13 protein-coding genes are annotated in these 12,336 nt (G+C 40.0%); all 13 read right to left on the reverse strand.

Features of this window, described 5'->3' with window-relative positions; translation table 11 throughout:
• Positions 1–108: 108 nt before the first annotated feature.
• The 13 genes from BkAM31D_RS18480 to BkAM31D_RS18535 all read right to left on the reverse strand — a co-directional run bounded on the left by BkAM31D_RS18480 (position 109) and on the right by BkAM31D_RS18535 (position 12,294).
• Positions 109–1,470, reverse strand: coding sequence for a bifunctional metallophosphatase/5'-nucleotidase (locus BkAM31D_RS18480; RefSeq protein WP_066156579.1), 1,362 nt, complete (start codon positions 1,468–1,470; stop codon positions 109–111).
• A gap of 13 nt (positions 1,471–1,483) precedes the next feature.
• Positions 1,484–2,302, reverse strand: coding sequence for a sulfite exporter TauE/SafE family protein (locus tag BkAM31D_RS18485; protein ID WP_306807412.1), 819 nt, complete (start codon positions 2,300–2,302; stop codon positions 1,484–1,486).
• Positions 2,303–2,341: 39 nt separating this feature from the next.
• On the reverse strand, positions 2,342–3,187 hold the full coding sequence (locus BkAM31D_RS18490; RefSeq protein WP_066156585.1) for a DUF72 domain-containing protein: 846 nt from the start codon (positions 3,185–3,187) through the stop codon (positions 2,342–2,344).
• A gap of 171 nt (positions 3,188–3,358) precedes the next feature.
• Complete coding sequence (sufB, locus tag BkAM31D_RS18495; protein WP_066156587.1) at positions 3,359–4,756, reverse strand: Fe-S cluster assembly protein SufB; 1,398 nt, start codon at positions 4,754–4,756, stop codon at positions 3,359–3,361.
• 51 nt (positions 4,757–4,807) lie between these two features.
• A complete protein-coding gene (gene sufU / locus BkAM31D_RS18500) occupies positions 4,808–5,242 on the reverse strand; it encodes a Fe-S cluster assembly sulfur transfer protein SufU (protein WP_066156590.1) in 435 nt (144 codons plus the stop codon).
• Positions 5,232–6,452 (reverse strand): cysteine desulfurase, encoded by a 1,221-nt coding sequence (locus BkAM31D_RS18505; protein WP_066156593.1) that lies wholly within the window; start codon positions 6,450–6,452, stop codon positions 5,232–5,234. Before BkAM31D_RS18505 ends, sufU begins: the two co-directional genes overlap by 11 nt.
• Complete coding sequence (gene sufD / locus BkAM31D_RS18510) at positions 6,452–7,759, reverse strand: Fe-S cluster assembly protein SufD (RefSeq protein ID WP_066156595.1); 1,308 nt, start codon at positions 7,757–7,759, stop codon at positions 6,452–6,454. Before sufD ends, BkAM31D_RS18505 begins: the two co-directional genes overlap by 1 nt.
• 72 nt (positions 7,760–7,831) lie before the next feature.
• Positions 7,832–8,623: a Fe-S cluster assembly ATPase SufC gene (sufC, locus tag BkAM31D_RS18515; protein ID WP_066156598.1), complete on the reverse strand. Its 792-nt coding sequence runs from the start codon at positions 8,621–8,623 to the stop codon at positions 7,832–7,834.
• Positions 8,624–8,889: 266 nt separating this feature from the next.
• Positions 8,890–9,027 carry a YuzK family famiily protein gene (locus BkAM31D_RS24000; RefSeq protein ID WP_169801129.1) on the reverse strand — a complete coding sequence of 46 codons (138 nt, stop codon included), beginning with the start codon at positions 9,025–9,027 and terminating at the stop codon, positions 8,890–8,892.
• Between the two features lie 199 nt (positions 9,028–9,226).
• The gene (locus tag BkAM31D_RS18520; protein ID WP_066156602.1) at positions 9,227–9,601 is read right to left on the reverse strand and encodes a carboxymuconolactone decarboxylase family protein; all 375 of its coding nucleotides are present in this window, start codon (positions 9,599–9,601) and stop codon (positions 9,227–9,229) included.
• Between the two features lie 136 nt (positions 9,602–9,737).
• Positions 9,738–10,589: a MetQ/NlpA family ABC transporter substrate-binding protein gene (locus tag BkAM31D_RS18525; RefSeq protein WP_066156604.1), complete on the reverse strand. Its 852-nt coding sequence runs from the start codon at positions 10,587–10,589 to the stop codon at positions 9,738–9,740.
• A gap of 18 nt (positions 10,590–10,607) precedes the next feature.
• The gene (locus BkAM31D_RS18530; RefSeq protein ID WP_066156607.1) at positions 10,608–11,276 is read right to left on the reverse strand and encodes a methionine ABC transporter permease; all 669 of its coding nucleotides are present in this window, start codon (positions 11,274–11,276) and stop codon (positions 10,608–10,610) included.
• Positions 11,269–12,294 carry a methionine ABC transporter ATP-binding protein gene (locus BkAM31D_RS18535; RefSeq protein ID WP_066156938.1) on the reverse strand — a complete coding sequence of 342 codons (1,026 nt, stop codon included), beginning with the start codon at positions 12,292–12,294 and terminating at the stop codon, positions 11,269–11,271. The genes BkAM31D_RS18530 and BkAM31D_RS18535 overlap by 8 nt, the downstream gene beginning before the upstream one ends.
• Positions 12,295–12,336: the final 42 nt, after the last annotated feature.

Below are 12,336 nucleotides of genomic sequence, written 5' to 3' on the forward strand. Positions count from 1 at the left end.
GGGCTGGCTCTTTAGCTTTTTTTGAGCGGGTTCCTCAAAAAAGCGTGCCACGTGCGAAGCCATTGCCTCTTATCCCCAAAAAGGGCGGGTTTCCCTTTTTGAACAACCCTAAGACAATTGGTCGGAGAGTTTCTTTGCTAAGACATCCCGAAGAAATTCTGGCATAAAGTATTTCTTTTTATGCGCAGCCGTTAGCTCTGGGAACAGATAACCAAATGTATACATATCAAGCGTTGCTAGTGAGTATAGCTTGTCTTTTTTGAGCGGTTCGTTCAAGATAAAAATGCTAAGAGAATCGTCATTCTCTTCAATTGTGATTCCAGTAAAGAGCATTTTCCCTAATACTTTTCCGCGAAAGCCAAAACCTTTTAGCTCTAAATGTGTCATGTCCTCTGTCAGTGCTTTTTTGATTGATGCTTCTAATTGCTCTCCAGTAACTTCTAACACACAAGGGTTAATAGGGTGTGGACAGATTCGATGAATATCTGCTTTTGTTACTTCTCCAGTCTCAAGCGAATCGAGAATGACACCGGCATTTAACATACCGATCTTTTGACCACACCATTCCGTAACAGCATCACATAGAATTTGTCCGAAATCGGTTTGCTTTTGCCATTCAATGACAAGTGGCTTTGAAATGACTGCAACCGGTTCACTTAAGACCTCTTTAGCCTTGCTGGCCATCCGATCTAAAATGTTATTCGTTTGAACGTCTTCTTCTTTGTCCTTTACATCAACTAACGCCGCTCTTTTCTCCAAGACTTGTTTTGTCTCTACATCATAGTCTATTGTAACCTGTCCTAAAAAGAGACCGTGTTTGCCTGTTTGGGCAATCAATGTCGTCCCACACCATTTTCCAGTAGGGAGTACGTGATGCGTATGCGCTCCTAAAATGACATCAATTTCTGGAAACTGTTCTGCAATTTCCTCATCCTTTTGTAAACCTAGATGAGACATGAACACAACGATGTCGGCCTCCTTTTTCACAATTGGGAGAAAGTGAGCAAGAAGGTCTTGTGGGGATTGGATTTTCCAGCCTAATTGTTCATAAAAGCGATAGAACGGCGCCGTTAACCCAATAATTCCTATCTTCAATCCATCCTTTTGCGTATGAATGATATAAGGATGCATCCAATCTGGTCTCCCATCATTTTGGTCAAAAACATTCGCAACAACAACAGGAAATGTTGCTTCTTCATATAAACAGCCTAATTGCTCTTTTGAAAATGTAATTCCTTCATTATTTCCAACGGTAACGTAATCTACTTTAGCCTCATTCAATAATTCAATATTCCCTTTTCCATAAGTAGCTTCCGTTAAAGGATTGCTTCGATCTGTATGGTCTCCTAAATCTACATACAAAGTATCTTCATCGCGATGTCGCTTTATGTATGAAACGATTTGTGACCAATTATCAAAACAGCTATGAATATCATTTGTATGAAAGATTGTTAGTTGTTTTACCGACAAGTAAATGCCTCCTTTAAGAAAGTCCTTCATAGATCAGCCTGAACGCGATAATTAATAATACAAAGCGCAGAACAAAGACTAACTTCTCACTTGAAAGTCTCCGATTTATTTCTGCTCCTAAAATTCCGCCAATCCACGCACCAGGTAAAAGTGCTAAAACATAAAACCAATTTACATTCCCCATTGAAATATGAGAAATCGAACCGACGATCGCTGAAAGTAAGATCATAAACATCGATGTCGCGACAGCCCGATGCGGCGGGAAATGAAAAAGAATAATCATCGCAGGGACCATTAAGGAACCACCGCCAATTCCAAACAAGCCAGAAAGCATTCCTACAAGAAAAGAAAGAATTAACACCGGTACAACGTTATATCCATATGTATGAAAAGTGCCGTCTTCATTCATCACCGTTCGTTCAATGCGTTTCTTTCGATAAGGCCTCGGCTTCAGTCGATGTCTAATAAAAAGGATCAACGATATAAAAATAATAAAAACTCCAAGGTATAATTGAAAGGACTCTGTATCAAAACCTTTATTTATCCAAGCACCTACAATTGCACCAGGTCCACTAGCACAAAAAAAGAGCCAGGCACTTTTAAAATCAATTTTCTTCTGTTTTATGTATGCAAGTGTTGCAGACAAACCAGTGACAATCATAACAATTAGAGAAATTCCAACTGCTAATTGCGGAGTTATTTCTAATAAAGAAAAACTTCCAAGTAACAGTAACGCTGGTACAACGACAATACCACCGCCAAGCCCCATCAGACTCCCTAACGTACTGCCAACTAGTCCAACCAACACTAACAGGACCCAAATCAAGTTCACACACCTGCTCTCTTCCTATTCGAGTCATATGTTCTATTATCAAGAAAACAGGTCAAGTTGTCTAGGTGCTAGTCCTTGATAATCAATTTCCAATAACTCAATTAATTGCTTTGCATTTGCACAAGCATCTCCGCCCGAATTATTATTAAAAATAAGGTAAAGATCCTCTGTTTGCGCTTGCAACTGTTCAAGCTTTTCGATCCACTCTTTCAACTCATTCTCTTTGTACTTATATAAATAACGAACATCTCGCCATGTTCCATTGCCTGGGTCATTCCATCCGTGAACATTGCGACCATGAAAACGAATTAACGTTTTCTTCTTATTCGTTGCCTCCAACACAGTTGGAATGGAACGCATTCCCGCTTGGGGTTCATCACAAATGCTATGAATCCAGCCCTCATCTTTCATAAACTGTACTGTTCGATCTCTCATCTCTCCTTGAAACCAAGTTTGATGTCGGAATTCCAAGGCAACAGGCAAGTCTTTTAACTGTTCTTTTACATAACGTACCCATTGTACATATTCCTTTTTACATTCAAACCAAGGAGGGAATTGACAAAGGACCATCCCTAATTTATTTGCTTTTATTAACGGTTCAAGGGATAACTTAAAAGCCTCAAACATTTCCTCTTTCGTTTCAAAAGGAGCAAAGCCTTTTTGATGTCCAGTCATGCCTTGATAAGCTTTTACAACAAACTGGAAAGTGTCTGGCGTTTCCAAAACCCATTTTTTCATATTACGAAGTGGTTGTACAGCATAAAAAGAAGCATCTAATTCTACAATCGGAAAATGGCCTGCATAGGCTTCTAATTTTGACTGTTTGGTCCAGCCATTATATAAGTCATCATGGTCGCCCCACCCAGCTAACCCAATGTAGATCATTTGCCTTCACCCCTTTTCAACATACTCGTATTATAGCTGAAAATGAGAGGAGACTCACGTGTTAAGTGTTTTCTTTCCTAGTTAAACATTGTAAGATTCTTTCCACGAATAAATTCAGCAAATAATTATGAAAAAAACAGCGAACCCCACGAGGGATTCGCTGCTTACAAATTAACCGATAGACCCTTCCATCTCGAACTTGATTAGACGGTTCATTTCAACCGCATATTCCATTGGAAGTTCTTTTGTAAATGGCTCGATGAAGCCCATTACGATCATTTCTGTTGCTTCTTGCTCAGAAATACCACGGCTCATTAGATAGAAGAGTTGATCTTCAGATACTTTTGAAACCGTTGCTTCGTGCTCAAGCGTAATGTTGTTATTTAAAATTTCGTTATATGGAATTGTATCAGAAGTTGACTCGTTATCCATGATTAAAGTATCACACTCGATCTTCGACTTAGAACCAGCTGACTTACGGCCAAAGTGGCAGATTCCACGGTATGTTACTTTCCCGCCATGTTTAGAGATTGATTTCGATACAATTGTTGATGAACAGTTTGGTGCAAGATGATGAACTTTTGCACCAGCATCTTGGTGCTGGCCTTTCCCTGCAATCGCAATCGAGAGAATCGTACCTTTTGCACCTTCACCACGCATAACAACAGCTGGGTATTTCATCGTTAATTTTGAACCGATGTTACCGTCAACCCACTCCATTGTTGCACCAGCATCAGCAACCGCACGTTTTGTAACAAGGTTGAAGATGTTAGGAGCCCAGTTTTGGATTGTTGTGTAACGGCAGTATGCATCCTTCTTAACAATGATTTCAACAACTGCACTATGAAGTGAGTTTGTTGAATAAACAGGAGCTGTACAACCTTCTACATAGTGTACAGAGCTGTCTTCGTCAGCAATGATTAACGTACGCTCAAACTGACCCATGTTCTCAGAGTTAATACGGAAGTATGCTTGTAAAGGCGTATCTGTCTTAATTCCTTTTGGTACATAGATGAAAGATCCTCCAGACCAAACCGCTGAGTTAAGGGCTGCAAACTTGTTATCAGTTGGCGGAATAATCGTACCAAAGTGCTCCTTGAAAATTTCTTCGTGCTCTTTTAGAGCAGTATCTGTATCTGTGAATAGAATTCCAAGCTCTGTTAGCTCTTCCTTCATGTTGTGGTAAACAACTTCAGATTCATACTGAGCAGATACCCCAGCAAGATACTTTTGCTCTGCCTCAGGGATTCCAAGCTTATCAAATGTGTTTTTGATTTCTTCTGGTACTTCATCCCATGATTTCTCTGATTTCTCTGAAGGCTTTACGTAGTACGTAATATCATCAAAGTTTAATTCAGCTAAATCTCCGCCCCATTGCGGCATTGGCATTTTGTAAAATTGCTCTAAAGATTTTAAACGGAAGTCTAACATCCATTGTGGTTCTTCTTTCATGCGTGAAATTTCTTCAACGATTTCTTTCGTTAATCCACGCTTCGAACGGAAAATCGATACATCTTTGTCCGAGAACCCGTATTTATATTCTCCGATTTCAGGCATTTTTTTTGCCATTTGAAACCCTCCTCTTTAATGTGTACACAGAAACTTTCTTACCAAAAGTTCTTATTTCTGATCGTTGATGCCCTTTTCCATCGCCTTCCAAGCAAGAGTAGCACACTTGATACGTGCTGGGAATTTAGCAACGCCTTGAAGTGCTTCAATATCACCTAAGTCAAAGCGGTCTTCATCGTAGTCTTTTCCAAGCATCATATCAGAGAAAATCTGTGACATCTCAATCGCTTCATCTAACTGCAAGCCTTTAATTGCTTGTGTCATCATTGAAGCTGAAGCTAAGCTAATTGAGCATCCTTCCCCAACAAATTTCGCGTCTTTCACTTTTCCATCCTCTACTTGAAGTTGAAGTTGAATGCGATCGCCGCATGTAGGGTTATTCATATTGACCGTAACAGTTTCACCTTCAAACTCTCCGCGATTACGAGGGTTCTTATAGTGATCCATAATGACCTGTCTATAAAGGGTATCAAGATTAGAAGACATCTCCAAAGTACTCCTTTGTTTTTACTAGTCCTTTGTAAAGGGCATCGACATCTTCTTTTGTATTATACAAATAGAAGCTTGCGCGTGCTGTTGCTGTTACTTCAAGCCATTTCATTAGTGGCTGTGCACAATGATGGCCAGCACGAACAGCAATCCCCTCCGCATCTAGAACCGTTGCAACGTCATGTGGATGAACTTCATCCATATTAAATGTTACTACGCCTGCACGGTGTTTCGGACCAAAAATCGTTAGTCCATCGATCTCAGACAAGCGCTCAATGGCATAAGTTGCAAGTTCATGCTCATGTTTTGCAATCTCATCTAAACCGACCTCTTCTAAAAAGTCTATGGCTGCTCCTAGTCCAATAGCACCTGCAATAATAGGAGTACCTCCTTCAAATTTCCAAGGAAGCTCCTTCCATGTTGATTCTTGTAGTCCTACAAAATCAATCATTTCTCCACCGAATTCAATTGGCTCCATCTTTTCAAGCAAAGATTTCTTACCGTAAAGAGCTCCAATACCAGTAGGTCCTGCCATCTTATGTGCCGAGAAAGCAAAGAAGTCACAATCAAGATCTTTTACGTCAATCTTCATATGCGGTGTACTTTGCGCTCCATCTACAACCATAATTGCTCCATTACGATGAGCAATTTCAGCAATTTCCTTCACTGGATTAATCGTTCCTAGCACGTTTGACACATGCATAACAGAAACGATTTTTGTCTTGCTAGTAATTGTTTTCTCCGCATCGGCTAAATCAATTGTTCCATCTGGCTGAAGCGGGAAATATTTTAATGTTGCACCCGTTTGTTTAGCAACCTGTTGCCAAGGAATGATGTTACTGTGATGCTCCATTAGCGAGATCACAATTTCATCGCCCTCTTTAAGGTTGTCACGACCATAACTAGCTGCAACTAAGTTAAGAGCAGTTGTTGTTCCTCGTGTGAAGACGATCTCTTCAATCGAGCTTGCGTTAATGAAGTTGCGAACTTTCTCACGCGCCCCTTCATAACCATCTGTCGCAAGTGTACCAAGTGTATGAACACCGCGATGAACGTTAGAATTGTAGCGGCGATAGTAATCATCGATTGCTTCAATTACTTTTAAAGGCTTTTGAGAGGTAGCCGCGCTATCTAAGTAGACGAGCGGATTTCCGTTAACTTCTTGGTTCAGAATCGGAAATAGTTGCTTAATCTCCTTCGCATTCATTAGCGTACTTTCCTTTCAATTGCCTCACGCATACGCTCCTTAACAGATTCAATTGGAAGCTGCTCAACGACAGGAGCTAAGAAGCCATGAATAACCAAACGTTCTGCTTCCGTACGAGAAATCCCGCGACTCATTAAGTAGAACATTTGCAATGGATCTACTTGACCTACAGATGCTGCGTGTCCTGCCGTTACATCGTCCTCATCAATTAGAAGAATTGGGTTCGCATCGCCACGCGCTTTTTCACTTAACATTAATACACGCTCTGTTTGAACACCGTTTGACTTTGTTGCACCATGTTCAATTTTCGTAATCCCGTTAAAGATTGCTGTAGCTGCTTCACGCATTACCCCATGCTTTAGGATATGTCCTTCAGAATGTTTTCCGTGATGGAAAATTTGTGTCGTGAAGTTTTGCTTTTGTTCGCCACGGCCGATTGAAACCGTTTTGGTATCTGCCCAAGAACCATCACCAACAAGGTGTGTTGTATTTTCAGAAACGGTATTACCGTCGTTCATTTGACCAAGAGCCCAGTCAACACGTGCATCTTTCTCAACGTGAGCACGACGTACAACATAGGTTGTCACATTGCTACCTAGGTTATCAACCGCACCAAATGCAACACGTGCATTCGCTTTTGCATACACTTCAGCAATGATGTTCGCTACAGCTGCTTCTTCTGTTGTAGACACATAGTTTTCAACATACGTAACAGAACTATTTTCTTCCGCCACAACGATGACGTGGTTGCTTAAAACAGCCTCTGGCGTCTCAAGTGAGAATACGGCTTGCAATGGAAGTTCTACTTCCACGTTTTTCGGAACGTAAATGAATGCCCCGCCATTTAGTAATGCAGCGTGTAACGCCGTTAAACGGTTTTCTTCAGGCTTTACTGCTTCACCGAAGAAATATGGCTTCACAAGATCAGCATGTTTGTTAAGTGCTGTTTGGATATCTGTGAAAATAACACCCTTTTCAGCAAGCTCTGCATTTAACTTCGAGTAAACTGCTGATGTATCTTGTTGAACAAGTAAGTTTTGCTCATCTGTTTCTTCACCAATTAACGCCTTTAACTCTTCCGCTAACGCACTCACTGAAGTAGCTTTTGGCTTTTCATTCAGCTTAAAACGAGGCTGAACAAAATTCCACTTATCAATTTTTGTTTTATCTGGCTTAGGAAGTGCTGCTGTTTCTGATAGCTCTAAGCCTTTTAAACGAATGTCGCGTACCCAATCAGGTTCATTGCGTCCATTAGAGAATGATTCAATTTGTTCTTTTTCGAACAATCCTTTTGTCTCGACTGACATACATACCCACCCTTTGCTTTTATACTCACTCGCGTTCGTACGAGTCCAATGTTAATCTTCTCTGAGGTTTTCTTACGCTTCTTGGTTCGCTTCTACACGCTCGTCTTCAATACCAAGCTCAGCTTTAATCCAGTCGTAACCTTCAGCCTCAAGACGTGCTGCAAGCTCAGCGCCACCAGATTTCACAATGCGACCTTGCATCATAACGTGTACTTTATCAGGAGTGATGTAGTTAAGTAGACGTTGGTAGTGAGTAATGATTAAGCAGCCAAAGTTTTCACTGCGCATTTCATTTACACCTTTAGAAACGACTTTCAATGCGTCAATATCAAGACCTGAGTCAATCTCATCAAGGATGGCAAATTTAGGCTCAAGCATTAATAGTTGTAAAATTTCGTTACGCTTCTTCTCTCCACCAGAGAAACCTTCGTTTAAGTAACGGTGAGAGAAAGACTCGTCCATATCAAGAAGCTCCATTTTTTTGTCTAGCTGACGGATGAACTTCATTAAAGAGATCTCGTCTCCTTCTTCACGCTTTGCATTGATTGCTGAACGTAAGAAATCAGCATTCGTAATACCGCTAATTTCACTTGGGTATTGCATTGCTAGGAAAAGACCTGCTTGAGCACGCTCGTCCACTTCCATTTCAAGTACGTCTTCACCATCGATCGATACTGATCCGCTCGTAATTTCATATTTCGGGTGTCCCATAATAGCAGAAGCTAACGTAGATTTCCCTGTACCGTTAGGCCCCATGATTGCATGAAACTCTCCGCCTTTTATTTCAAGGTTGAAATCTTTTAAGATCTCTTTTCCTTCTACTGATACGTGTAGGTTTTCAATTTTAAGATGTGGTACTGACATTCCGATGACCTCCAATGTATTGCTTTATCTATGACAAAGCTACTTTAATTATTTTTTATTTATTCTCAATCTATTCTCATTACAATCTTATAACAAATCTATTATAAGTTCAAGAAAGAGACGTACATTTCTACTATCTTTGTAGTATAAACTATTCATCATTATCCTTGTATCGTTTTATTTAAAAAAAACGAATAAATGTAACAATGAGAAAGAGTAGTACCTTAAGGCACTACTCTGCTTGATTTTATCATAACTGATACGATCTAGCCAAATTGAGCTGCAATTCTTTTGCTAGCCTCGTAATCTTTTTCACGTTGCTTTTCTATTTCGATTTTTTTATCTAAGCTACGTTCATACTCTGAATAGCTAATGCCGTGTGCTTGTTGCATTCCTTTTTCCATTTCACCTGTAACTGCATTCTTGTTACTTTCTAATGAACGGATAATGAATCAACCCTTCCTCGTTAAGTTACACTTATCTTATCATGGTCCTAAAGGATCACCAACGTCGAAATAACGAGATAATTCAGGAAAATTCATGCTGAGAGCTGATTATGTATTGTCAGAAAATTCACTAATACAAATCCTTTATCATACTCCCTTATTGAACTTGGGAACCATTGCCACCTAGTTCACTAATACATTCTTGAACGAGAGTTACAGCTTGGCTCATTGCTGCTCCCCCACCAAATGCCGCTGTTACTCCAACTGTTTCTAGGATTTCATCTTCTGAACACCCTTGATCTAAGCAACCTTTTGTATGGTAGATAATGCAATACTCATCTTGTGAATACACACTAATCCCTAGGGCAATCATCTGTTTTTCTTTTTGAGTAAGCTTTCCTTCTTCAAAGCAAGCTTCTGTAAATGCATTGTATTTCTTCGCGATGCTCGGCATTTTTTGTGTGAAGTTTCCTAACCCTTGTTTGTATTCATGTAAGGCTTGTTCAATTGGTGAGTTTTGTTGTTGATCCATTTTACTAAATGCCCCCTTTGTCAAATTGTAACAACGATAGTATTCGTCTTGATCAAAGGCTTTATACACCATTCTTAAAATCACGCATAAAAAAGCCGACGAAGCTAACATAAGCTCCGACGGCTTTTACACGCAATTAATTCGTTTTTGGAATGACCGCACCATCATAAGTTTCAATAATGAATTGTTGGACTTCTTCAGATTGAAGAATCTCAACTAATTTTAAAAGTTCAGGACGAGCTTCGTCTTCCGAACGCACAACAACTAAGTTTGGCTGAAGAACATCTTCACCTTCAAACTCAATTCCGTATTGCTCGATATCAACTCCGCCTTCAAGTGCATAGTTTGTGTTAATTACAACAGCGTCCCCTTCACCTGCTTCAAACGAAGGAGCAAGCATTCTCGCTTCTACTTGTGGCTCACCGAATTTAAGACCTTTCGGGTTAGATGAAATGTCATCAATCGTAGCTAATTGTCCTTCTTCTACATCAAGTTCAATTAAACCAGCACGCTCAAAAATAGGTAGAATACGACCGTGATCACTAATCGAATCACTCATGACAATCGCTGCACCTTCCGGAAGCTCATCAAGGCTTGCATAATCTCTTGAATAAACACCAATTGGTTCAGCATGGATCGCACCAATATCAACGAAATCATAATCATTCTCTTCGATTTGCATCGCTAGGTATCCCGGCGTTTGGAAGTAGTTAGCATCGATTTCTCCGTCACGTAATGCTTGGTTTGGCAGAATATAATCTTGGAACGTAATAATTTCAAGGTCAATTCCTTCTTCAGCTAATAAAGGCTGAACAAACTCTAGCACTTCTGTATGTGGAACAGCTGATGCCCCTACAACGATTGATGTACGCTCTTCGCCTGTTTCTTCTTCACCTGCAGTTTCAGGTGCTTCCTCTTCAGCACCACCGCACGCTACTAACGAAAGTGATAATGCTGCTGCTCCAATGATACTTAAAAACTTTTTCATCGTAATAAATCCCCCTTGTTATCGTTTGTCTGTTTTATTAGTTAAATAATCACCAATCCATTGAATCAAAAAGACAATGAGTAGGATGACAATTGTTGCTACTAACGTAATTTGGCTATTGTTACGTTGGAAACCTTCTAAGTAAGCAAAGTGCCCCAATCCACCAGCACCAATAACACCAGCCATCGCTGTATAACTCACTAAGGCAATAGCTGTAACCGTAATTCCTGATATTAGCGCTGGCAAAGATTCAGGAATTAACACTTTACGAATAATGTCCCAGTTGCTTGCTCCCATCGCTTGTGAAGCTTCTACAACACCTTTATCAATTTCTCTTAAAGCTATTTCAACCATTCGCGCATAAAAAGGTGCCGCACCAATAATAAGAGCTGGCAGTGCAGCGTTTGCTCCAAGCATCGAACCAACAAGCATGCGCGTAAAAGGAATTAATAAAACAATTAATATAATGAAAGGAATTGATCTAAACACATTGACAATGAAACTAAACACGCTATTTACGAAGACATTTTCCCACAGATTGCCCTTGCTTGTTAAATATAATACAAGACCTAGAACTAAACCAATGATGAACGTTGCAGCAACAGAAATACTCGTCATATAAAGCGTTTCAAGTGTTGCTTCCCATAGCTTGTCCCATTTTACTTTTCCAAATAATTGATCAATCATGGACAATCACCTCCACTTCAACCTCTTTGTTCCGAATGAAAGTGATCGCTTTATCAATTTCAGATGGTTCTCCATTTAATGCGACAAACAATGTCCCATAAGAACCTTCCTGAATTTTTGTGATTTTCCCTTGAACAATATTGACTTCTATATCGAATTGACGAATTAATTGTGTAATTAATGGACGCTCCGCTTTTTCTCCTACAAACGTCAATTGAACAATTTGACCTTCAGGGTGGTCTTCAAGCATTTGAGTAATGGCATCCACCGTTTCTTCAGGCTCAGTAATTTGTTTCACAAATTCCTTTGTCATATTCGCTTTAGGCTTACGGAATACTTCACGTACAGGACCATTTTCAACAACCTGCCCTGCTTCCATAACGGCTACTTTGTGACAAATCTTGCGAATGACATGCATCTCATGTGTAATCAAAATAATCGTTAAACCAAGCTTTTCATTAATATCAACAAGCAAATCAAGAATGGAATCCGTCGTTTTTGGATCAAGTGCGGATGTCGCTTCATCACAAAGCAATACTTTCGGATTATTAGCAAGAGCACGAGCAATCCCAACACGTTGCTTTTGACCGCCACTTAGCTGTGAAGGGTAACTTTCTCCCCGACCCTTTAAGCCAACGAGTTCAATTAATTCGTTCACACGCTTATCTCGTTCGACTTTTTTTACTCCAGCAATTTCTAATGGAAAAGCGATATTTTCACGAACCGTGCGTGACCAAAGTAAGTTGAAATGCTGAAAAATCATGCCGATTTCTTGACGAGCTTTTCTAAGCTCTTTTTGGTTTAACTTTGATAAGTTTTTTCCAGCTACTTCAACATCGCCCTCTGTCGGGCGCTCCAACATATTCAACATTCGAATAAGTGTACTTTTCCCTGCACCACTGTATCCAATTATTCCATAGATTTCGCCTTCATCAATTTTTAGATCTATTCCATTAACGGCTGCAACCGGGCCATCTTTCGTTTGGAACACTTTGCGGATACCACTTAATGATATCATCATGTATAACCTCCTTGAAGCTCTTCTAACATAGTCTCGTCT

Origin of the sequence: Halalkalibacter krulwichiae, assembly GCF_002109385.1 — a bacterium.
Taxonomy (GTDB): domain Bacteria; phylum Bacillota; class Bacilli; order Bacillales; family Bacillaceae_D; genus Halalkalibacter; species Halalkalibacter krulwichiae.